Here is a 24,323-nt window from a genome sequence, read left to right as displayed (position 1 = left end):
GGTAGAATCCCGTTAATTAAATTACGTTTAGGAATTGCTATTTAGTCTTTTGGAGATGTTAAATAAGTCTTAAGGTTTTTTATGAATTGGTATTGTTATGTCTTTTGTGGAAAATTATCGATGAATTGCCCGTTTTTAATAAAAGCAGACGATTTTTAGGGTTTTATACATCTACGAATATGGGATAACCGTATATTTCATGTACCCAAATGATTGATATTATGAAAACCTACTATTCTAAAACCTACTTAATTCTTATTTGTTTTGCATTATTAATTGCTGCGACATCGTGTTCTAAAGATGATACGACTAATGAAGATGACATTGAAAAAGAAGAACGACTTACAGTTGCCGATGAAATTTTACAGATAGTAAATGACCATAGATTAAGTATTGGTGAAAACACATTAGAAATCAATACTTTGGCAACAAACTTAGCGAACGAACATACGGAGTATATGATTGCCCAAAACGATATTAGTCATGATGATTTTAATCAACGATCTGATCGTTTAATTGATGAGGAAAATGCCTCAAGAACTGGTGAAAACGTAGCTTATGGGCAGCGTTCTGCTTCAGCTGTAATGGAAGCTTGGTTAAACAGTTCAGGACATAGAAAAAATATAGAACGCGATTTTACCCATATAGGCATTGGCGTTATAAAAAATGATGCTGGCGTTTATTACTTTACTCAGATATTTTTAAAGAAAAGACCTGATAATAATGCCTAGTCTTTAAACATCCCGATATACAATGTACCTTTATCATCCATTGTGGCACGAAACATTCCAGGTGTATTAAATTCCATAGCAATAGTGCCATCGCTATCAATGGCTATAATACCGCCGTTACCTTTGCCGTTCCCAATAGCAGGTAATTTATTTTGAATCACTTCTTTTGAAGCTTCTTTTAGAGAAAGTCCTTTATATTCCATAAGTGCAGAAATATCGTAAGCGACCATACCACGAATAAAATACTCGCCCCAACCTGTGCTAGAAACAGCGCAAGTGTTGTTGTTAGCATAAGTGCCTGCGCCTATAATGGGAGAGTCGCCAATGCGTCCCCAACGTTTATTGGTCATACCGCCAGTTGAGGTGCCTGCTGCTAAATTACCATGTTTATCTAAAGCGGCACACCCTACAGTTCCAAACTTTGAGTTTTGAATATCTGCATCAAAAAAAGAGGCTACTTTTGTGTTTTCAGACGCTTTTACACGCTCTAAAGCTTTTAGGCTTTTTTCTGTATGAAAATAGGAGGGCTCTACAATTTTTAGTCCTTGTTCTTGAGCAAAAGTTTCTGCACCTTCACGAGCAAGCATCACATGTGGTGAGTGTTCCATAACGGCTCTAGCCAAATTAATCGGGTTTTTTACCGTTTTTGTACCTGCTGATGCACCTGCATTTAAAGTTTTACCATCCATTATAGAAGCATCGTGTTCACAAGTTCCTTCGTTAGTTAAAACAGCACCTTTGCCAGAATTAAATAGAGGTGAGTCTTCTAAAATGTTAATCGTGTTTTGTACTGCATCTATGCTAGTGCCACCATTATTTAAGATGTTATAGCCTACGCGAATCGCTTCTTCTAATTTTTGACGATATGCTGCTTCTTTTTCTTGAGAAATATTGTCCCTTTTAATAAAACCAGCACCGCCATGTATCACGATGGAAAATGCTGCCTTATCAGATGCTTTGACTATTGGTTTTTCAACAACTTTAACTTCTTTATTACATGAATATAGAGTAAAAATAATGGCAATAATAGCTGTGATTTTTTTCATGACTTAACTTTAAGTTTAGCAACTAAAGTTACTAATTTTATCATTAACTAATTTCAATAAAAACAACATTTTATTAGTATATTCGCAAATAATTTTATCATATTTAATAAATCAATAATTAATGAATAAAATAGCGACTGATTTTGGTATAGATAAGGCACTAGAAATTTTGAGTGTAAAACCTATTAATGAAGGTACATCTACGGGGTCAAATAATTTTTCTAATGGGGATAGTATTGAAAGTTATTCGCCAGTAGATGGACAACTTATCGGAAAAGTAAAAACGACTACAAAAGAAGACTATGCGCAAGTGATGGATGCTGCAACTTCAGCATTTAAAACTTGGAGAACTATGCCAGCACCACAGCGTGGAGAAATTGTACGCCAATTTGGAGATAAATTACGCGAAAAGAAAGAAGCCCTAGGAAAATTGGTGTCTTATGAAATGGGTAAAAGCTATCAAGAAGGTTTAGGTGAAGTACAAGAAATGATTGATATCTGCGATTTTGCTGTTGGGTTATCACGACAACTACACGGACTAACCATGCATTCTGAGCGCCCTGGACATCGTATGTACGAGCAGTATCATCCTCTTGGTGTTGTAGGCATTATTTCAGCATTTAATTTTCCAGTTGCAGTTTGGGCGTGGAACACAGCTTTAGCTTGGATTTGTGGCGATGTTTGCGTTTGGAAACCTTCTGAGAAAACACCACTTTGTGGTATTGCTTGTCAAAATATTGCTGCTGCAGTTTTTGCTGAAAATAATTTACCAGAAGGTATTTCATGCTTGGTTAATGGGGATTATAGTGTTGGTGAATTTATGACGAAAGACACACGTATACCATTAATATCTGCAACTGGTTCAACTAGAATGGGGAAGATTGTGGCTAAAGAAGTTGCGGGGCGTTTAGGAAAATCACTTTTAGAATTAGGTGGCAATAATGCTATTATAGTAACCCCTGACGCCGATATAAAAATGACAGTGATTGGTGCTGTTTTTGGTGCTGTTGGTACTGCAGGTCAGCGTTGTACCTCTACACGTCGTTTAATTATTCATGAATCGATTTATGATAAAGTAAAAAACGCTGTGGCTGATGCTTACAAACAATTGTGTATTGGAAATCCGCTAGATGAAACTAATCACGTAGGGCCATTAATTGATGCTGATGCGGTAAGCATGTATAAACAAGCTTTAGAAAACGTAATTAACGAAGGTGGAAATGTTGTAGTTGAGGGTGGTGTACTTTCTGGAGACGGTTACGAGAGTGGTTGTTATGTTAAACCAGCAATCGCAGAAGCAAAACCCCATTTTGAGATTGTACAACACGAAACATTCGCACCAGTTTTATATTTATTAAAATACTCTGGTAATATTGAAAATGCAATTGATATTCAAAATGAAGTAGCTCAAGGCTTATCTTCTGCTATTATGACAAATAATTTACGTGAAGCAGAACGATTCTTATCTGTTCAAGGTTCAGATTGTGGAATAGCCAATGTAAATATAGGAACATCTGGTGCAGAAATAGGTGGTGCTTTTGGAGGTGAAAAAGACACTGGTGGCGGACGTGAATCAGGCTCTGATGCTTGGAAAATTTACATGCGTAGACAAACTAATACTATTAATTATACTACAGAGTTACCTTTAGCTCAAGGGATTAAATTTGATTTATAAAGGTAAATGATTTTACTCAATTTTTATAGAGTCACATTCTTAGAATGTGACTTTTTTTGTTTTATGTTTCTTACTGTATGAGCTTAAAGTGTTATATTGTAAGCACTTATAATTTTATTAACCATAAACTATTTAAAGATGAGTAAAAAAACATCCTATCTTTTAGGAATTATACTCACTATTATTCTCGGGACAATTTTGTATTATTTTCTTTGTTGCAGTATATGCTGTGGTCAAGAAAGTTGTGGACACAAAAAAGATGAGACTAAAAGTGCAGTAACTCCAGAAATTAAAGATGCAACCAGAAATGCATTTATGATTAAAGACGCCAACAGCGACTTTAACATTAAAATGAATGACAATTTCAATTTCAAAACTTCTAATTTTTCAATTCTAGATCCAGTATCACAAGATGTTGATAAAGGTGTTTTAAAATTAAAAGATTATTTATTAGCAAACCCTTCAAAAGATATTGAAATTACAGGGTTTTATAAAAGTGATGAAGTTAATAATTCTGCATATCCAAATTTAGGATTAGCACGCGCAAATTCGGTTAAAAACTATTTGGTATTACACGATATACCCTCAAAACAAATAGATACTTATGGTAAGTTAAATAATGATATTAATCCAGATGTAAATAGCACATTATTTGGGCCTCTTGAATTTGGAATACTAACTACAGATGCATCAGATGCTTCATACATGGAAGCTTTGGAAAAGGCCTGTGATGCTGTTAGAGCAAACCCATTAGTACTTCATTTTAAAACCGGTCAAGCTGCCATTAACTTATCTTCAGAGCAACGTCAAAAAATTGCAGATATTTCGCATTGTGTCGATAAATTAGGAGTAAAGATTCAAGTGGTTGGGCATACAGATAATACAGGAGATGCTGCAAACAATGTTGTATTAGGACTAAAACGTGCAGATTTTGCCAAAGGCTACTTAACTAGAAATGGTATTTTAGAGGGCAATATTGAAACATCATCTAAAGGACAAACAGAACCTATTGCAGATAATGCAACAGATGAAGGTAAAGCAGAAAACAGAAGAACAGTAATAACAATTAACTAAATTAAAAATATAAAATTATGAATTGGTGTATATTAATTCCATTATTAGTTGGTGCAATTTGTGCAATTTTAGGATACTTATTAGGAAAACTTTTAGGAGGCGGTAATGATAATGATTGTGAAGATAGAATTGCAAAATTACAAGCGGATTTAGAAGCTTGTAGAAAAAGTAGAGTATCTTTAGAAAGTGATTTGAAAACGACACAAGCTTCATTAGCATCCTCATTAACAGCTGCTAGTACAGGAACGCTTGTAGCTTTTGATGCAGCCGCAGCCAAAGCCGTATTTGGTAAAAAAATAAAAGAAAACGATTTAACGGTAGTTGAAGGTATCGGACCAAAAATCCAAGAATTATTTCATAATCATGATGTAAAAACTTGGAAAGCATTATCAGAATGTACAGTAGATAAATGTCAAAGTGTTTTAAATTCTGGTGGTGAGCGTTACAAAATTCACAAACCAGGCACATGGCCAAAGCAAGCTAAAATGGCTTATGAGGGCAAATGGGAAGCATTACTTAAATGGCAAGACGAGCTGGACGGAGGAAAATAAAGCACTAAAAATTATTAAAGAAGAGAAAACCGTTTCAATAATGAAGCGGTTTTTTTGTCTATAAAAAAAAGATTAAACCTTTAATTAACGCAATTTTATTTAAAATTATTTGGGCGTTACTCACTGAAACTCCTAATGCGAGCAAGTTAGCTATTGGAAGTAATAGGAAAGCATCGAGCAAAAAAAAACCTTGAACCAATCTTACGATTTGGGGCACAAGGTTTAATTAAAAAGATTAATAGCGGTGCAAATATAATATTTATTCTATGTTTTCAAAATTTAAAGCCATATTTATTAACATTTGTTAATTTACTTACCATTGCTTTTGGGTGGTGCTTAAGCCTTGGTAAAATACTGTTGAATCCCCTTGATTGATATTCAAATTATTAGCGTCTCCATTGATAGCCCGAATATTTTTCCCAATTACATTTAAAAAACCTAATTGTCCACCGCTTTCGTAAATAGCTAAGTACCCTGTTGAAGTTGTTGGCATATTACTACCTTTAAGAACTAAAAAATTATCACCGATAGTTGTTGAGTTTAAAGTGTTTCCTAAATCTAAATACCCATCTGAAATATTTGTATTAGACTGTTTAATTTTTATAGTTGCTCCAGAAGCCTCACTAAACATTTTATATTTAACAGCAAATATATAGCTTCCATTAGGTATTGTTAAACCATCATTATTTGCTATGGTTGCGTCTGAAAATGTTCCGCTTGAAGGTGTTGCGCTATAGTCTAAATCTGTCATTGCAGATTTGTTTATATCATTTAAACTATTAGCTAAATTATTATATTCTACTTCGGTAATTATTACCCAATCTCCATCGTTGGCTGAGGAATATGCCGATTTTGAAGTAGATAAAAAGCTTTCAATATCATCTATGTCATTAAGATTAAAAGTTGCTGTAGCTGTTGTAGAGTTTGAAGCGTTTATAATAGAAATGCTAGCTGATATAATTGGATTGGTTTCAAAATCAAATAATGAAGCGTCAGCAACAGTAATTACTCCCGTACTAGGATTGATGTTTAAAGCACCTGCAACAGTTTGAGAGGCAATAGCGAAACTTAAAGTACCATCTCCAACAGCTTGTAAAGTACCTATAACATCTCCATTAACTGGGTTTTCATCAATAGTGGTTACTAAATTTTGTGCATTGATTCCCTTGTTATTACTTGAGTCGTCACTTTTACTACAGGCTAAAATAAATGTAAATAGTAAAATTGTAAATAATTTGATTGTTTTCATAATTTTTTTGATTTAAAGATTCGGTTATTAATAGGGCGCAAAGTATATTACTACTGTAGTACACAATACCATATATGTAACAAAAGATGTTAAATATGTAACATTGTTTAACTTGTTATATAATAAATGTTATAAGGAGGGTATATTACTTTGAATCAAAGAAATAATAGTTAGATAAGTGTTTATTTATATGAAAGATAAACATCTTTGCTAAATGCTTTTAAGTATGGTTTGGTTTCGCTAAACTTATTTATAACTTGATAGAATAAATTGAGATGCATATTAATAATTTATTCAATAAAAAAAACCCTTGCTATATTACTTGTAATGTCTTTTATATCAAGGGTTTTGTTCAGTGAAATTGACTAATAACTTCGTTAATATTGTTATTTCATTACAACATGAATATTAATTCTCTGTTACTACGATATCAAAAGTGATGTTTAAAGGCATTGCAGATTGATCTTCGGTATAAATAGCCCAGTTTACTCCAGTATACCAAATTGATAGTGTTTTGTCTAGAACAACATTTGCGGCATCACCAGGTGATCCCCAATTATGAGTAAATACAAATGTCGCATCGGCATTGTTATTAAGAGAGGGGTGGTCAATAATTGTGTAATTTCCACTTATATTGGCTGCTGTCGCTTGGTGTTTAAAAGTTTCAACTGTATCACCTTGGATGAGTACGTTAAAAGCAGAATTTAATGGTAATTCACCTAAATTTTCAGTAAAGATAATCCAACGTTGGGTTGAGTCATCATACCAAATAGAATAATTATGGATGTTGTAAACCGAATTAGGGTTATAATAGGTTGAAAGAATAACATTAGCATTAGGATTATCATTAAGTAGTGGGTGATCTAACACTGTATACGAGTTAGAAGACCCTTGATTTGCTGCAGTAGCAATATGCGTTATTAATTCCCCATCTTTAGCTATGTAAATGTTATATGTACTCCCTTCTACAATGCTAGTAGTATCCTCATTAAAAACGCTCCAGTTCGCTCCATTATACCATAACCCTGTTACTTTGTCGTTATAAGTACCACCATTCCAATTATGGCAAAAAACAATTTTAGCATCAGGGTTTCCATTAAGATCAGGATGATCTAGGTAGGTAATATTTCCTGAAGAATTTTCTGCTGTTGCAGTATGAATATAAATTAAATCCTTGATGTTAGTTAAGTTTACTGTAGCTGTTGCGGTTGTAGTGCTTGTGTCATCTGTAACAGTTACTATGGCTTGAACTATAGGATTAGTTTCAAAATCGAATAATGCATTATTAGCTATTGTTAATTCTCCTGTCGCCGAATTAATGCTTAACGCTCCATTTGGTGTTTGAGAGGTTAACGAATACGATAATGAACCTTGACCAGCAGTGGCTTGAAGAGCACCCAGAACAAGACCAGTTGTAGGGTTTTCTTCAATAGTTGTTGAGAAATTAGAAGCACTTACATTATTTGGTGTTGATGGGGCATCATCACTACTGCAAGCAAAGACAAAAATTAATAGTATAATTGTTAATAAGTGTGATAATCTAAATGTTGTTTTCATGATTTGTAGCTTTTAAAATTGTGTTTATTTATTAGTACTAAATTATGGCAGAAGTAAACAGAATGATGTCTCGTATGTAACAAATGGTATTACATATGTAACAAATTTAGTGTTGAAATGACATAAGGTTATAAGACATATAAAGAGGTTAAATCCTTATTAACAAAAGGTTTACCCTATAAGTAAAAAAGTATATTCCTACAAAAATTTAACTATATTTTACTTTTCTTAAAATACGGAGTGTTTCTTTATATGAAAGGTAAACATCTTTACTAAATGCTTTTAAGTAAGGTTTAGCATCATTAAGTTTATCTAAAGCATTATCAAATGCATTTAAATAACAAATTAAATAAGTAGCTGGTAAATTTTTTAAATCTAATGTTTCTCTTGGGCTTAAAGTCAACCCTTTTTTCAATTTATCCAAAATGGCATTATTGGTATTGTAAATATGATGAAGATCTTTTTTGTTAAACTGAGGGGGCTCAAATAATAGTTTGGTTTCAATATTATAATGGGCGTTGTCTTCAAACTTAATGATGGTTTCTTCTAATTGATAATACTTATTGGAGTTTTGAAATCCAAGATTAACATATTCAATAATTTTAAAACTATCATCATTTATAGCAATAGAAACTTCATCTAAAGCCGAAAAAAACAAACGGACTTGCTCATTTATAAGTTCAATATCAACACGAGAAAAAAACGTTTCATGTTTCACTTCTTTTTTCTGTCCCGCCCAACATACCACAAAATATTCCTTAAAAACTTTGTACTGCGGATTAAAGTCTTTCCTGAAATTCATAAAATCGAAAACACCGTTTAAGGTGTGCTCAATATTGTTTTGAGCATGTTTTTCAATGGCTTCAACAATATTGGAGTTTACATCTTTTATCTCAATATCAAAAACCTTGGGCATACTAATACTTCCATCTCTAAAAAATACTGAGCCTCCATAATATTTCCAGATATTTTTTCTAAGAGATGTTATTTTCCCCGTTGGTCGAATAGTAACCAATCCCACTACCTTATCATCTGGCAAATGCGGAAATGGAATGTTTTCATATTGTACTATAGGCGGATGACTCAAATAGGCATTAATGAGATTTTGAATTTTGCTATCGTCAAAAAAATCAACCCCAATAATGTTGTTATCTTCATCTTCTACACCAATTACGATGTAAGAATTGTTTTTTGGATTACTATTAGAAAGCGCACAGATGTGTTTTAAGAACTTAGCTTTTCCTTCCTTATGGCTGATATCAATTTTTCGCTTTTTATCATAAAAACTGTTCTCATCGTTGTGAGCTAAAAGGTGTTTTATGAGCAAGCGTTTATTAATCATATTTGTTATTCCTGCGTATGTAGGAGTCTATTTAAAATTCTTTTTTAACCGTTACACTATTTGCCTGCGCCGTTGGAAAAACAAGTAAATCAGCAATATTTACGTGAGGCGGTCTAGATATGGCAAAATAAATAATTTCAGCTATATCTTTGGCTTTCAATGCTTTAAATCCTTTATAAACATTATCGGCAATTTCATCACCTTTAAAACGCACTTGCGAAAATTCAGTTTCAACCAAACCCGGACTTATGGCACCTACTTTAATACCAAAAGGGTTTAAATCAATACGCATACCTTCTGTTATGGCTAAAACGGCATGTTTACTAGCACAATACACGTTGCCTTTAGGGTAAACTTCTTTTCCTGCCGAAGAACCAATGTTTATAATATGGCCAGATTTACGCTCAGTCATTTGAGGAATAACAGCCTTACTTACATAAAGTAAACCTTTCACGTTTATATCCATCATAGCATCCCAATCATCAATAAGTCCTGTTTGTATCGGGTCTAAGCCATGAGCATTTCCAGCATTATTTATTAAAACATCTATGTTTTTAAAGTCTTTCGGGAGTGATTCGATGGCTTTAAAGGTGTCGTCTTTATCACGAATATCAAAATTTAAAATATGCACATCGGTTAAACGCTCCAGAGCTTTTTGGATGGTTTTTAAACGTTGTAAACGCCTTCCGCAGAGTATTAAATTGATGCCTTGTTTTGCAAATTCGTAAGCAGTAGCTTCTCCAATACCACTTGTAGCTCCAGTAATTAGGGCTGTTTTTTTCATTTATTTTATAATTAATGTCTATAAAAATACTTAAAAGTGACTATATAATTAGTGGCTTTTAAAATTATAATAGAAACAATGTATTGGGCGTTTAAGAGAAACTTATAATAATTATTTGTTAAATACCATCAACATTGATATGGGTTATTATTTTTAACCATTTTTTAACACCTTTGCAATAATTTTTTTAACATTTTGCAATGCTCAAATACTAAGCGTACATTCGGGCTTTTAATAAAACAAAAAATGATGGAAGAAACAGGGACAATTGATATTAAATCGATAAACGAGAAAATTGAAAAAGAGAGTGCTTTTGTTGATTTACTGATGCTAGAAATGAACAAAGTTATTGTGGGTCAAAAGCACATGGTTGAACGTTTGCTAATTGGTTTATTAGGACAAGGGCATATTCTATTAGAAGGTGTTCCAGGATTAGCAAAAACATTAGCTATTAATACACTGGCACAAGCGGTTGATGGTAGTTTTAGTAGAATACAGTTTACACCAGATTTATTACCTGCAGATGTTACAGGAACGTTAATCTACAACATGAAGCTTAACGATTTTTCAATTAAAAAAGGACCAATATTTGCAAACTTTGTATTGGCAGATGAGATAAATAGAGCGCCTGCAAAAGTACAATCGGCTTTATTAGAAGCTATGCAAGAAAAGCAAGTGACTATTGGCGATGAAACATTTATACTTGACAAACCATTTTTAGTAATGGCAACTCAAAATCCTGTTGAACAAGAAGGAACGTATCCATTGCCAGAAGCACAGGTAGACCGTTTTATGTTAAAAACAGTTATTGATTATCCAAAAATTGACGAAGAGCAAATGATTATGAGGGCGAATTTAAAAGGTGCTTGGGATAAAGTAAACCCTGTAGTTTCAGTCTCTCAAATATTAAAAGCTCAAGAAGCCGTTCGTGAAGTTTATATGGATGAAAAAATTGAAAAATACATTCTGGATATTATTTTCGCAACACGTTACCCTGATAAATATAGGCTTCCGGCTTTAAAACCATTAATTTCTTTTGGAGCTTCGCCTCGTGGAAGTATAAATCTTGCTACAGCAGCAAAGTGTTATGCATTTATTAAACGTCGTGGATATGTGATTCCAGAAGATGTACGTGCTGTAGTCTATGATGTGTTAAGACACAGAATTGGTATTACTTATGAAGCTGAGGCGGAAAATGTAACTTCAGAAGACATCATCAATAAAATTGTAAACGAAATAGAGGTACCTTAAAAGTTTATTTGTTTAACTGTTTATTCGGTTAAACAGCTCACAACTAAACGGTTTAACAATTCAACATTTCAACAACAATTGGATACTAAAGAATTACTAAAAAAAGTACGTAAAATAGAGATTAAGACACGTCGATTGTCTGATCATATCTTTGGAGGGGAATATCATTCTACTTTCAAAGGGCGCGGTATGACTTTTAGTGAAGTACGCCAGTATCAATTTGGAGATGATGTTAGAAATATTGATTGGAACGTTACTGCACGTTATAATGAGCCTTATGTAAAAGTTTTTGAGGAAGAACGAGAACTCACCATGATGCTTATGGTAGATGTTTCAGGTTCTGAATTATTTGGTACAGAACAACAATTTAAAAATGAAGTGGTTACAGAAATAGCCGCAACATTAGCATTTTCAGCAACACAGAATAATGATAAAATTGGTTTGATTTTATTTTCAGACCAAGTAGAATTATATATTCCGCCTAAAAAAGGACGTTCGCACGTACTTCGTATTATTCGCGAGTTAATAGAATTTGAACCAGAAAGTAGACAAACTAATTTAGCCGAAGCTTTAAAATTCATGCAAAACGTCATGAAGAAAAAAGCGATAGTATTTGTGTTGTCTGATTTTATTGCAGATGATTACCATCAAACCATGAAAATCGTTTCTGGGAAACACGATGTTACTGGTATTAGAGTTTATGATAAACGCGAAGAAGATATACCCAATTTAGGGATGGTACAAATGCAAGATGAAGAAACTGGCGAACTAATGCTGGTAAACACATCTTCAAAAAAAGTACGTCTCAATTACGGGGAATTTTATAATCAAAAAGTAGATTATTACAAAGAAAGCTTTACTAAGTCTGGAGCAGGAGCTATTGATTGTCGTGTTGATGAAAGCTATGTAAAAAAGCTATTAGGATATTTTAAAAGAAGAGGATAATGAGCACGAAGTGCGAAGTTAGAAGTATGAAAATAAATATGAAAAACGAAATTAAGATAGAAATTATAGATATGATTAAGAAGATTTCAAGCTTCAGGCTTCAATCTTCAATCTCCCTATTCTTTATACTCTTTTCTCTTTTCTCATTCTCGCAAGTATCATCAACTATTGATTCAACTTCAATTAAAATTGGAGAGCAAATTACCTATTATATTCAAGTTGAATCAGACACAACAGATTTGGTTGTTTTTCCTGAGGGTCAAACATTTTCACCTCTAGAAATGATTGAATCTTATAATGTTGACACCTTAAATAAAAAGGCTAAATACAACCTGATTAAAAAATACGGATTAACCCAATTTGATTCAGGTAAATACACTATACCTAGGCAAAAAATTATTATTGGAGATAAAACGTTTTTTACCGACTCTTTAAAAGTTGAGGTTAATAATGTTGTGGTAGATACTACTCAAGGACTTTACGATATAAAACCCATTATTGCAGTTGAAAAAAGAGGAAGCAATTGGTGGAAGTATCTATTACTTACATTATTAATTATTGGTGCAGTTGCATTTTTATTATACTGGTTTATATGGCGAAAAAAGCCTTTAACTGAAGAAGAGGAAATTGCATTATTACCGCCTTACGACAGAGCGAAATTAGCACTTAAGAAACTAGATGATAGCCCATATTTAGAAAACCAGAATTTAAAAGATTACTATTCTGATTTAACGTTTATTATCAGGAAATATCTAGATGAAAAAGTATATGATAAAGCTTTAGAAAGTACTACAGATGAGTTAATTACCAGATTAAATTTACTTAAAGATGGTAATCAAGTTGATCTTAGTAAAGAGGATATTAAGAATTTAGAAAGTATTTTAAAACGTGCAGATTTAGTAAAATTTGCCAAATCTGCTCCGGATATTGAACTGGCTAAAATTGATAGAGATACTATTGATGTAGAAATAGATCATGTTAAAGAAGCATTACCAGAGCCTACAGAAGAGGAAAAACTATTAGACGAAAAATATAGAGAAGAACAAGAACGTAAAAAGAAACGTAAAAAAGTTTGGCTAACAGTTGGTATTAGTGTTTTTTTATTACTAGCAACATTAACAGGGCTTTCTGTAAAGTATGGTTTTGATTTTGTAAAAGACACCATTATTGGTCATGATAGTAAAGAACTTCTTGAGGGAGATTGGGTACGCAGTGAATATGGATTCCCTCCAATAACCATTTCAACACCTAAAGTTTTAAAAAGAACAACACCGGAATTGCCAGAAGAAATGGCACAACAAATAGAGCTGACTCAATTTAGTTATGGCAGCTTAATGGAGAAATTTCAAATACAGGTAGCTACAACAAAAATCAAGAATTTAGGAGAAAACAAAATAGACCTTGAACAGGCCATGGAGGGTACTTTAAAATTTATTGAAAACGCAGGAGCTCAAAATATAATTACCAAAAATGAAAAGTTTGAAACACCAAATGGTGCCGAAGGCTTAAAAATTTATGGTTCTATGGATTCTCCAGTTCTTGGTACTGATAAACTTGAAAAAGGTAAATATATTATTTTAGGTTTCACAGCAGAAAGTGTTATTCAACAGGTAATGCTTTTTTATAAAGAACAAGATGTATATGCTGAACAAATGGTAGAGCGTATTTTAAATTCAGTTGAACTTAAACCAGCAGAAGAATAATGTTTGAAGGGATTGAATTTGTAAATAAAGAATTTTTCTGGTTGCTATTAGCACTTCCTTTGGCTACCCTTTGGTATGTTTTGAAAAACAAAAAACAAACGGCCGAACTTAAAATATCAAGTTTAAAAGGCTTTAAAATCACCAATCCCTGGTTGCCAAAATTAAGACCCTTATTGTTTGTGCTTAGATTGTTAGCATTGGCACTCTTAATCATGGCTTTGGCAAGACCGCAATCGGTTGATGTGTCTACAAAAACAAAAACTACTCGAGGCATAGATATTGTTATGGCTATTGATGTTTCAGCAAGTATGTTGGCTAAAGATTTGTCGCCCAATAGGTTGGAGGCCTTAAAGAAAGTAGCTTCAGAATTTATTAAAGGCAGACCAAACGATAGAATTGGTTTGGTTGAATACGCTGGTGAAAGTTATACAAAAACACCAATTACTAGTGACAAAGCTATAGTACTTCGCTCATTAAAGAGTATTAAATACAACACCATTATTGAAGGCGGTACCGCTATTGGTATGGGTTTAGCAACTTCAGTAAACCGATTAAAAGATAGTAAAGCATCAAGTAAAGTTATTATTTTGTTGACAGATGGAGTGAACAATACAGGATTTATTGACCCTAAAATAGCCAGCGAATTGGCGGTTGAATATGATATAAAAACATACACCATTGGTTTAGGAACCAACGGAATGGCATTATCACCTGTTGCTATTTTGCCAAATGGAAACTTTCAATATGGACGAATTCAAGTGGAGATTGATGAAGATTTACTTAAAGAAATTGCTGAGGTTACGGGCGGTAAATATTTTAGAGCTACCAATAACAAAAAACTTGAAGAAATTTATGATGAAATAAATAAGCTTGAGAAAACAGAAATAGAAGAGTTTAAATATTATAATTACGAAGAAAAATATAGACCATTAGTAATTTTAGCAGGCTTGTTATTGCTTGTAGAATTACTATTGCGTTTTACTGTTTTTAGAAGCTTTGTATAAAAACGAATAAGCATTTAGAATGTTTCAATTAGAAGAAAAAATATGGTTTTGGGCATTTGGGATTATTCCAGTAATAATCTTACTCTTTTTGGTGCTTCAATTTTGGAGATATAAAACACAAAAAAAGTTTGCTGATGCTTCTTTGCTTAAAAGATTAAGTCCAAATAGGTCTGTTTTTAAATCTGTTTTAAAAATAATTGTTTTAAGCTTAGCATTTATTTGTTTAATTATTGCTTTGGTAAACCCTAAGATTGGAACAAAACTAGAAACAGTAAAACGCGAAGGTGTAGATATTGTTTTTGCTATCGATGTTTCTAAAAGTATGTTGGCTGAGGATATTGCTCCAAATCGGTTAGAAAAATCTAAGCAATTAGTTACTCAAATTATAAATAATTTGGCTAGTGATCGTGTTGGAATTATAGCCTATGCAGGAAAAGCATTTCCGCAGTTACCAATTACAACAGATTATGCATCTGCTAAAATGTTTTTACAAAGCATGAATACCGATATGCTTTCGTCACAAGGAACAGCTATAAACGAAGCTATAAAATTAGCTAGAACTTATTTTGATGATGAAGAGCAAACTAATCGTGTGCTTATTATAATTTCAGATGGCGAAGACCATAGCGAGCAAGCTGCTGTTGTAGCTGAAGAAGCAAGTGAAGAAGGTATTAGGATTTTTACTATTGGTGTTGGCGATATAAAAGGAGGACCAATTCCTGAAAAGCGTAACGGTGTTGTTTTAAATTACAAGAAAGACAGTCAAGGCGAAACGGTAATTACAAAATTGAATGAGGAAACGCTTCAAAATATTGCATCCGAGGCTAATGGTGCTTATATAAATGGGAAAAGCACTAATGATGTGGTAGAAAATATTCGTGAGATTTTAAATGCTATGGATAAAACCGAATTTGAAGCAAAAGAATTTGCCGATTTTAAAGATCAGTTTCAGTGGTTTTTAGGTTTTGGAATTTTCTTTTTATTATTAGATATTTTTCTGTTAGAAAGAAAAACGGCTTGGTTAAAAAAATTGAATCTTTTTAATGAAAATCTATAAATAAAATGAGTTGCCTCCTTAAGCATAATTGAAAGGCCTCAATTTTATAAAATAATTAACGCCAAAAATGCATTAGATTCTATAATTTAGGAATAAAAATGAAACATATAATACTATTCATATTAACGTTAAGTTCCGTTTTTTCTTTTTCTCAAGAAGAGAATAAAGCGTTGTTATTGGCTGAAAAAAAAGCAAATAACTTTGTGTATGAAGGCAATGAACTAATTGAAGGAGAAGATTTTGTTTCAGCTGAAATGGAGTATAGAAAAGCCATTTCAGAACAGCCAACTACAGTAGCCGGAGCCTATAATTTAGGAACGTCTTATTATAAGAGCGGAAATTTTGAAGAAGCATTATATCGTCTTCAGCAAGCCACAGAAACCGCCAGTTCAAAAAGCGAAAAACATAAAGCATTTCATAATATTGGAAACATTTTAATGCAAAACAAAAAATGCAAGGAAGCCGTTGAAGCTTATAAAAGCGCTTTGAGAAATGACCCAACTGATAATGAAACCAGATATAACTTAGGTGTTGCAAAAGTTTGTGCTGAAGAACAACAAAAACAAGAAGACGAAAATAAAGACGATAAGGAAGATCAGGACAAAAAAGACGAAAACAAAGACGATCAAGAGAATAAAGAAAATAAAGATAAAGAGGACGAAGATAAGGAAGACAAGAAGGACGAAGGAGACAAAGAAAAGAAAGAAGGCGAGGACGAAAAGGATGAAGAAGGCAAACCTAAAGATGATGAAAAAAAGGATAAAGAAGAAGATAAAGGAAAAGGAGACAAAGAAAAAGAAGAAAAGAAACAACCACAGCCACAGCCAGGACAATTATCTCCTCAGCAAATAAAAAGTTTGTTAGAAGCTATGAATAATCAAGAACAAAAGGTTCAAGAAAAAATGAATGCTGAAAAACAAAAAGGCGTAAAGATTAAAACAGAAAAAGATTGGTAAAAGAAATTGAAGTCTGAAGATTAAAATAAAGTGTTTATTTGTAATGCTTAGTGCCGTTGAAGCATCTCTATTTAAGAATAATGAAAATTAAAAAACATATATATATAATTTTACTACTCATTTCAACCTTTGTTTCTGCACAGGTGAAATTTGATGCCAAGATTAGTAAAAATAAACTTGGTGTAAATGAACGCTTGCGTGTTGATTTTGAAATGAACCAAGATGGAGATAATTTTAACCCTCCAGATTTTACAGGATTTACCGTTGTTGGCGGCCCAAATCAATCTGTAAGTAATTCCTGGATTAACGGAAAGCGGTCTTTTAAAAAAACATACACATATTTTTTAGCTCCTAAAAAACGAGGAAACTTTATAATTTCTCAGGCTACAATAAAAATTGAAGGAGAAATTTTTAAAACCACTCCTATAAAGGTTCAGGTAACGGCTGCGGTAGATATTCCTAAAGACCCAAATAATCCAAATTATTTAGCATCCGAAAACATTCATTTGGTTGCCGAGGTTTCAAAAACAAATCCGTATTTAAATGAAGCAATAACTGTAGTTTACAAATTATATGTTTCACCTAAAATAGCTGTTGATAATTGGAATGAAATTGACACACCAAGATATAATGATTTTTGGAGTCAGAACATAAACACAAAAGGTCAAAAAGTTCAAAATGGAACTTATAAGGGAGAGGATTATCGGTATTTAGTTTTAAGAAAAACGGTTTTATACCCTCAAAAAACTGGGAAACTAAATATTGAGCCGCTAACTTTAGACCTATCAATGCGTGTACCTTCTAATAGAAGAGATATTTTTGGAAGTTTATTAATGACAAGAGTTAGCAGAACTGTTTCAGCTGGTAATAAAACAATTAATGTAAAAGCTTTACCAAATGAAGGAAAACCAGTTGATTTTACTGGTGCGGTTGGAGATTTTAAATTAGATGTGTCATCTTCAAAAAAAGAGTTAGACGCTTCAGAGTCACTTCAATTAAAAGTTAGTGTAAAGGGTAGTGGAAACTTAAAACTGTTTAAACTGCCAAAAATATCGCTACCAAGTTCTTTAGAGGTTTATGAGCCTGAGCATAAGGAAAGTGTTAGAACTAATTTATCTGGTATGCAAGGTAGTATTTCAGACAGTTATACTGTAGTGCCTCAATTTAAAGGTAAATACCCTATTCCAAGTATCTCTTTTTCATATTTTGATTTAAAAACAGAAAGCTATAAAAGGCTGTCTTCAGATGAAATAGTTATTAATGTTTTAAATGGGCCTTCTAATAATTCATCTTCATCTGAAAATAACACCACACTAAACAGTAATAAACAGGCTGTTGTTTTAAACAGCAATCAGTTTGCTTTTATTAAAACAAAAACTAATTTTTCAAATGTAAAGCCCAATTATTTTTTTAAAACCAAATTGTTTTGGAATTTACTATTGTTGCCTTTGTTAGTAATTCCGTTAGCAATTATTATTCGAAAAAAGAAAGCCAGTAGAAATGCAGATGTTTACGGTAATAAAATTAGAAAAGCCAATAAGTTGGCACGTAAATATTTAGGTAATGCAAAAAAATCTTTGGGAAAAAAAGAAGCATTTTATATAGCCTTAGAAAAAGCATTGCATAATTATTTAAAAGCAAAATTACATATTGAAACGAATGAGTTAAGTAAAGATAAAATTAAGAGTTTATTAAATGAAAAAGGCGTTGAAGAAACTGTTATTAAAGATTTTGAAAGCATTTTAGAAAGTTGCGAATTAGCTAGATATACGCCTATAGATATTGTTACTATGCAAGAGGATTATGATAAGTCTGCAAAAACAATTTCTTTAATTGATAAGCAAGCACGTTAATATGAAAAAAAGATTATACATACTATCGTTATTGTTTAGTTTTGGGCTTTTTGCTCAAAACCAAACGTTGTTTGAAAAAGCAAATGCATTATATAACGAAGGTAAATATGCCGAGGCAATAGATAATTATAGTGCGATTTTAGAGACCAAAAAGCATTCAGCAGATTTGTATTATAATTTAGCCAATGCACATTATAAGTTAAATAATATTGCACCTAGTATATATTATTTCGAAAAGGCATTATTGTTGAATCCTGAAGATTCTGAAATAAAAAACAATATAGCGTTTGCTAGAAATATGACTATTGATGCTATTGACGTTATTCCAGATGCAGGATTTTCAAAATTATTGAATACCACAACTCATAAAATGTCTTTTGATGCTTGGGCAAAAGCAGCAGTTACTTTGGTGTTTTGTTTTGTCATACTATTCTTGATATACTATTTTGCGTATTCAACATTAAATAAACGTCTAGCTTTTATAGGTAGCGTTACTGCTTTAATATTGGTATTTATAACTCTTGCTTTTGCTTTTCATAAATATAATTTAGATAAAAATGATAATCCCGCTATTATTTTTGCTCAAGAAAGTAAAGTAAAAAGTAATCCTAATTCTGGAAGTGAAGAATCTTTTCGACTACATGAAGGTACCAAAGTGCAAGTTGTTGAAGTTTATAATGACTGGAAAAAAATAAAACTTTCTGACGGGAAAGTAGGTTGGGTAATATCAGATGATATTAAAACGTTGAAGTAAATTAATTTTTAATTAAACAAAATTAATTATATTAGCCATTTAAGAAAACAATGTATAGAAATATAATCTCAATCATATTGTCAACATTATTCTTGGTGCTTTTAGTGGCACCAACAGTTATAATATTGATTGATGATTCTGCAGATATATCAGTATTCTATACTTCAAGTGAAGAAGAAGAAAAAAAAGGTCAAGAAAAACAAGAAAAAGATAAGGAGTTGTTATACTACGAGTTTTTAAAAGGAAACTCCTATTTTACTGTTAATGAAGCAGAAATTAATTTAACGCATTATTTTAAAAACTATACAAGACCTTACCTTAACCTCATCTCTCCTCCTCCAGAGTTTAGCATATCATAGTTTAGTCAATGGCCTTTAAGGTCACAATTAATTTTTAACTGCTTTTGGTATTTTTTACATCAGAAGTGAAACTTTTTTATTTTATGTTTAAAACGATTAAAAATGACTTGCCAGCGAGTATAGTCGTATTTTTTGTTGCTTTACCTTTATGTTTAGGTATTGCTTTAGCAAGTGGTGCTCCACTTTTTTCAGGATTAATAGCAGGTATTATAGGTGGTGTTGTAGTGGGCAGTTTAAGTGGCTCAAATATTGGAGTAAGTGGTCCTGCAGCAGGGTTAGCTGCAATTGTATTAACAGCAATAGGAACACTAGGAGGATATCAAAACTTTTTAGTTGCTGTAGTTTTAGGAGGAGTCATTCAATTGGTTTTTGGTTTTCTTAAAGCAGGAGTTATTGGGTACTATTTTCCATCATCAGTTATTAAAGGTATGTTAACAGGTATTGGTATTATAATTATCTTAAAACAAATACCACATTTTTTTGGATATGACGCCGACCCTGAAGGCGATTTTGCCTTTTTTCAAGTAGATGGAGAAAATACCTTCTCTGATATATTTAAAACTCTCAAATATATAACACCAGGATCCGCACTTATTGGATTTATTGGATTAGGAATATTAATACTATGGGAGCGTGTTTTATCTAAAAAAGGTAAAATATTTAAGCTTATTCAAGGCCCTTTAGTAGCAGTAGTAATTGGAATAATTTTTTTCGCTGTTACACAATCAACGGATATGTGGGCAATATCTAAATCTCATTTAGTATCAGTACCAGTTCCTAAAGATGCATCTTCATTTTTTGGGCAATTTAGTTTTCCAAATTTTACTGTTATTACTGAGCCAGATGTTTGGATTGTAGCATTTACTATAGCGCTTGTAGCAAGTTTAGAAACTTTATTATGTGTTGAAGCTACAGATAAGCTAGACCCTCATAAAAATGTAACACCTACTAATAGAGAATTGTTAGCTCAAGGTACAGGAAATATTCTTTCAGGTTTAATTGGAGGTTTACCAATTACGCAAGTAATTGTTAGGAGTTCAGCTAATATTCAATCAGGAGGCGTGTCTAAAATGTCAGCTATAATTCATGGTTTCTTTTTGATAATCTCTGTTATTGTAATTCCAAAATTATTAAATATGATTCCGCTTTCAGTACTAGCTGCAATTTTATTGGTAGTTGGCTATAAATTAGCAAAACCTAAACTTTTTAAGCAAATGTTTAATTTAGGATGGAAACAATGGATACCATTTAATGTAACAGTTTTTGGTATTGTATTTATAGATTTACTCTGGGGTATTGGACTTGGACTTACAGTAGGTATAGTAGTAATATTGATTAAAAGTTTTCAAAACTCTCATTTTTTACATATTGAAGATAAAAGTAACGGAAAGCATAAAATAAAAATGACACTTGCCGAAGAGGTTACTTTTTTCAATAAAGGAGCTATTCTTAAAGAATTAGATAGTTTACCTAGAGATACTTATTTAGAATTAGATGTAAGGAAAACTAGATATTTAGATAATGATATTATTGAAATTTTAGAAGATTTTGCCTTTAAAGCAAGAGAAAGAAATATAGATATTAAGTTAACATCTGAACGTGGAATAGTTGAAAACCCAGATAGTTTTATTGAGTTTTTCAAACTAAGGCCAAAATCAGCTTAATTATAAAAATAGAATAAAATGAAAAAAAATAAATATAAAATTTTAGTGCTTTCTGATTTAAAAAAATCAACAGATTCAATATTAAAAAGCACTGTGAGTTTAGCGAACATTATTGAAGGAGATATAGAATTTTTCCATGTAAAAAAACCTCTAGAGGTTGTAAATAAAGAAAATCAGTTATCAGCTATTAGAACAATTAATGATGAATATATTACTTCTAATAAAGCTATAAAAAAGCTTGTAAAACCTATTTCTGAAGCTTATAGTTTAAAGTTGAATTACAAGGTGGTTATTGGAAATTTAAAAGATGAAATATCTAAGCGTATTAAAGCTTATAAACCAGATATTATTATACTAGGAAAAAGGAAACAAAAACTATTAGGGTTGGGAGACAAAACAATCAAATTTGTTTTTGAAAATTTTAAAGGAGCTATTATGGTAGCATCTGATAAAAATTTTTTAGAGCCTAATAAAAATTTATTATTAGGAGTTCTAAATAGTAATATTACTAATTTAAACACCCAATTTGTTAAGGACTTATTAGAACATACCCAAAAGCCTTTAAAGGAATTTCATTTAGGTGAAGAATCTTCGGATTCAGGACATAATATGAATACGATTAAAACCGTAAAATATGTTTTTGATAAAGGCAGTAACACAATTCAAAATCTATCTAATTATTTAGAGAAAAGCAATGTAAACCTCTTATATTTAGATAGAAACAATAAAGGGGTTTTAAATGAACTATCAAAGCCAGAACTTTATAAAGTTATTAATAAGCTTAATGTTTCGTTATTAGTAGCCTAAAAAAATTATCTAAAAGATTTAATAAAACCAAAAACAGTTAAAATCGCCTTTTATTTTATCCTATTTAACTAACTTAGAGGTTGTAATTTAAGATTTATGAAAAATTTATTTTCAAATATTAAAGGCGATGCTTTTGGTGGCATTACAGCAGGAATTGTTGCATTACCCTTAGCACTTGCATTTGGTGTTTCTTCTGGATTAGGCCCTACAGCAGGACTTTATGGAGCTATTTTTATTAGTTTCTTTGCTGCGCTTTTTGGAGGTACCAGTACACAAATTTCTGGTCCAACTGCTCCAATGACAGCTGTAAGTATGGTAGTTATTGCGGGTATTATTGCTACTAATGATGGCGATGTTAATAAAGCTTTGCCTGTAATTCTTACTGTTTTTTTACTAGCAGGATTAATGCAGGTAGGTCTAGGTGTATTAGGTCTTGGAAAATATATTAGATACATTCCTTATCCTGTAGTTTCTGGTTTTATGACAGCTATTGGTGTTATTATACTATTAACTCAAATTCTCCCTTCTTTAGGATATTATCCAAAAGAAGATATGGAATTTGTAAATACGTTTAAACCACAAGCAGAAGAAGTTATCCTTGAAAACATATTGAAAGAGGAAGCAGGAGAAGGTATTCTAGTTCTTGAAGATTTTAAAGAAACTATTAATCGTGCACATGAAATTTCGCAAGATGCTATTTTAAAAGAGTCTCAAACATTAGCTGCAAAAGAAACATCGGGCGCATTGGGAGCTATAAAAGCCTTTCCAAAAGCTTTACAAAATATTAACTGGTTAGAGTTAATTTTAGCTTTAGGAACCATCTTTATAATTTATGGATTCAAAAGGATTACCAAAGCTATTCCAAGTACCTTAGTGGCTTTAATAGTTATGTCTGGAATTGCTGTAGGCTTTGGGTTAAGTTATAGACCTATTGAAGAAATTCCAAGTGGATTACCTATTCCTAATTTAGAAATTTTCACAAGTTTTAGTTTGAGTAGTATTTCGCCTTATATTTTTACAGCGCTTACATTAGCATTATTAGGTGCCATAGATTCATTACTTACAAGTGTGGTAGCTGATAATATGACCAAAACGAAACACAAACCAAATAAGGAGTTGGTAGGTCAAGGCATAGGTAATAGTATAGCAGCTGTTTTTGGCGGAATTCCTGGAGCAGGAGCAACAATAAGAACTGTTGTAAATATTACTTCAGGAGGAAAAACTAAACTATCAGGAATGATAGCTGGTATTATGTTATTAATTATCCTTTTAGGATTAGGACCAATAGCATCTCAGATCCCTGCAGCCGTTTTAGCCGGAATCTTAATTACTGTAGGTATTGGAGTTATGGATTATAAAGGTTTGAAGGCTATACCAGCACTTCCAAAAGACATCAAACTAGGTCCTATTAAATTAAGTTCAGAAGTAATGATTATGTTAGTTGTATTAGTACTTTCTACTTTTTGGAACTTAGTGTATGCTGTTGGAATTGGTTTAGTTATAGCTTCTTTAATGTTTATGAAAAAAATAGGTGATTTAACTGCGGAACGATCTGAGGTAAAACCGCTTAAAGAAGAAGCATGGGCAGATGAAGATGAGTTTCCTTCAAACTTAAAAGAAGAGGTGTTTATAAAACACCTAAAAGGCCCTTTGTTTTTTGGTTCTACTAGCGATTTCCAGCAACTTTCTGCTCAAATACCAAATACAGCAGAAATAGTTATTTTAAGGTTAGGCCGTATGCAGTATATGGATCAATCAGGATTATATGCTATGGAAGATATGCTTCAAGATTTAAAAAAGAATGATGTTGAAGTGTTATTTGTTGGCTTATTAAAACAACCAAGATATATGATGGAGCGTATTGATATTATTCCAGATTTTGTTCCAAATGAACATATATTTGAGACGTTCCACGATTCCATGTTATGGATAAAAGAAAATATAAAAGATAAATACTAAAA

21 protein-coding genes are annotated in these 24,323 nt (G+C 32.1%); 16 read left to right on the top strand and 5 right to left on the bottom strand.

Annotated features, from left to right (window positions below; all coding sequences use genetic code 11):
• The first annotated feature begins 221 nt into the window (after positions 1–221).
• Positions 222–731, top strand: a complete 510-nt coding sequence (locus tag Q0870_RS01235) for a CAP domain-containing protein (RefSeq protein WP_298550301.1) — start codon at positions 222–224, stop codon at positions 729–731.
• Here Q0870_RS01235 and Q0870_RS01230 read toward each other — a convergent pair.
• Positions 728–1,777, bottom strand: a complete 1,050-nt coding sequence (locus Q0870_RS01230) for an isoaspartyl peptidase/L-asparaginase (protein ID WP_298550299.1) — start codon at positions 1,775–1,777, stop codon at positions 728–730. The genes Q0870_RS01235 and Q0870_RS01230 overlap by 4 nt on opposite strands.
• 121 nt (positions 1,778–1,898) lie before the next feature.
• On the opposite strand from Q0870_RS01230, the gene Q0870_RS01225 reads away from it, so the two are divergent.
• The 3 genes from Q0870_RS01225 to Q0870_RS01215 all read left to right on the top strand — a co-directional run bounded on the left by Q0870_RS01225 (position 1,899) and on the right by Q0870_RS01215 (position 5,077).
• Positions 1,899–3,452, top strand: coding sequence for an aldehyde dehydrogenase family protein (locus tag Q0870_RS01225; RefSeq protein WP_298550297.1), 1,554 nt, complete (start codon positions 1,899–1,901; stop codon positions 3,450–3,452).
• A 138-nt stretch (positions 3,453–3,590) separates the two neighbouring features.
• Entirely contained in the window at positions 3,591–4,526 is a 936-nt protein-coding gene (locus Q0870_RS01220; protein WP_298550296.1) for an OmpA family protein, read from the top strand.
• A 17-nt stretch (positions 4,527–4,543) separates the two neighbouring features.
• On the top strand, positions 4,544–5,077 hold the full coding sequence (locus Q0870_RS01215) for a hypothetical protein (RefSeq protein ID WP_298550295.1): 534 nt from the start codon (positions 4,544–4,546) through the stop codon (positions 5,075–5,077).
• Positions 5,078–5,390: 313 nt separating this feature from the next.
• On the opposite strand, the gene Q0870_RS01210 is transcribed toward Q0870_RS01215, so the two are convergent.
• The 4 genes from Q0870_RS01210 to Q0870_RS01195 all read right to left on the bottom strand — a co-directional run bounded on the left by Q0870_RS01210 (position 5,391) and on the right by Q0870_RS01195 (position 10,009).
• On the bottom strand, positions 5,391–6,326 hold the full coding sequence (locus Q0870_RS01210; RefSeq protein WP_298550294.1) for a cadherin repeat domain-containing protein: 936 nt from the start codon (positions 6,324–6,326) through the stop codon (positions 5,391–5,393).
• 408 nt (positions 6,327–6,734) lie between these two features.
• A complete protein-coding gene (locus Q0870_RS01205; RefSeq protein ID WP_298550293.1) occupies positions 6,735–7,883 on the bottom strand; it encodes a cadherin repeat domain-containing protein in 1,149 nt (382 codons plus the stop codon).
• Between the two features lie 208 nt (positions 7,884–8,091).
• Positions 8,092–9,225 carry an ATP-binding protein gene (locus Q0870_RS01200; RefSeq protein ID WP_298550292.1) on the bottom strand — a complete coding sequence of 378 codons (1,134 nt, stop codon included), beginning with the start codon at positions 9,223–9,225 and terminating at the stop codon, positions 8,092–8,094.
• A 31-nt stretch (positions 9,226–9,256) separates the two neighbouring features.
• Complete coding sequence (locus Q0870_RS01195; RefSeq protein ID WP_298550291.1) at positions 9,257–10,009, bottom strand: SDR family NAD(P)-dependent oxidoreductase; 753 nt, start codon at positions 10,007–10,009, stop codon at positions 9,257–9,259.
• Positions 10,010–10,258: 249 nt separating this feature from the next.
• On the opposite strand from Q0870_RS01195, the gene Q0870_RS01190 reads away from it, so the two are divergent.
• The 12 genes from Q0870_RS01190 to Q0870_RS01135 all read left to right on the top strand — a co-directional run bounded on the left by Q0870_RS01190 (position 10,259) and on the right by Q0870_RS01135 (position 24,321).
• The gene (locus tag Q0870_RS01190) at positions 10,259–11,260 is read left to right on the top strand and encodes a MoxR family ATPase (protein WP_298550616.1); all 1,002 of its coding nucleotides are present in this window, start codon (positions 10,259–10,261) and stop codon (positions 11,258–11,260) included.
• Between the two features lie 78 nt (positions 11,261–11,338).
• The gene (locus tag Q0870_RS01185) at positions 11,339–12,205 is read left to right on the top strand and encodes a DUF58 domain-containing protein (RefSeq protein ID WP_298550290.1); all 867 of its coding nucleotides are present in this window, start codon (positions 11,339–11,341) and stop codon (positions 12,203–12,205) included.
• The gene (locus tag Q0870_RS01180) at positions 12,205–13,908 is read left to right on the top strand and encodes a BatD family protein (RefSeq protein WP_298550289.1); all 1,704 of its coding nucleotides are present in this window, start codon (positions 12,205–12,207) and stop codon (positions 13,906–13,908) included. Before Q0870_RS01185 ends, Q0870_RS01180 begins: the two co-directional genes overlap by 1 nt.
• The gene (locus Q0870_RS01175) at positions 13,908–14,912 is read left to right on the top strand and encodes a VWA domain-containing protein (protein WP_298550288.1); all 1,005 of its coding nucleotides are present in this window, start codon (positions 13,908–13,910) and stop codon (positions 14,910–14,912) included. The genes Q0870_RS01180 and Q0870_RS01175 overlap by 1 nt, the downstream gene beginning before the upstream one ends.
• A 19-nt stretch (positions 14,913–14,931) precedes the next feature.
• Positions 14,932–15,969 (top strand): VWA domain-containing protein, encoded by a 1,038-nt coding sequence (locus tag Q0870_RS01170; protein WP_298550286.1) that lies wholly within the window; start codon positions 14,932–14,934, stop codon positions 15,967–15,969.
• 98 nt (positions 15,970–16,067) lie between these two features.
• On the top strand, positions 16,068–16,925 hold the full coding sequence (locus Q0870_RS01165) for a tetratricopeptide repeat protein (protein WP_298550285.1): 858 nt from the start codon (positions 16,068–16,070) through the stop codon (positions 16,923–16,925).
• Positions 16,926–17,005: 80 nt separating this feature from the next.
• Positions 17,006–18,778 carry a BatD family protein gene (locus Q0870_RS01160; RefSeq protein WP_298550284.1) on the top strand — a complete coding sequence of 591 codons (1,773 nt, stop codon included), beginning with the start codon at positions 17,006–17,008 and terminating at the stop codon, positions 18,776–18,778.
• 1 nt (position 18,779) lies between these two features.
• Positions 18,780–19,532, top strand: coding sequence for a tetratricopeptide repeat protein (locus Q0870_RS01155; protein ID WP_298550283.1), 753 nt, complete (start codon positions 18,780–18,782; stop codon positions 19,530–19,532).
• 77 nt (positions 19,533–19,609) lie between these two features.
• Positions 19,610–19,891, top strand: a complete 282-nt coding sequence (locus Q0870_RS01150; RefSeq protein ID WP_298550282.1) for a hypothetical protein — start codon at positions 19,610–19,612, stop codon at positions 19,889–19,891.
• An 83-nt stretch (positions 19,892–19,974) separates the two neighbouring features.
• On the top strand, positions 19,975–21,555 hold the full coding sequence (locus tag Q0870_RS01145) for a SulP family inorganic anion transporter (RefSeq protein WP_298550281.1): 1,581 nt from the start codon (positions 19,975–19,977) through the stop codon (positions 21,553–21,555).
• Between the two features lie 18 nt (positions 21,556–21,573).
• Entirely contained in the window at positions 21,574–22,362 is a 789-nt protein-coding gene (locus Q0870_RS01140) for a universal stress protein (RefSeq protein ID WP_298550280.1), read from the top strand.
• Between the two features lie 96 nt (positions 22,363–22,458).
• Entirely contained in the window at positions 22,459–24,321 is a 1,863-nt protein-coding gene (locus Q0870_RS01135; protein WP_298550279.1) for a SulP family inorganic anion transporter, read from the top strand.
• The last annotated feature ends 2 nt before the right edge of the window (positions 24,322–24,323 follow it).

Source organism: uncultured Algibacter sp. (genome assembly GCF_947487575.1).
Lineage (GTDB): Bacteria > Bacteroidota > Bacteroidia > Flavobacteriales > Flavobacteriaceae > Algibacter_B.
Note: the sequence above shows the minus strand (reverse complement) of the source record. Positions and strands in the feature narration are given on the sequence as shown.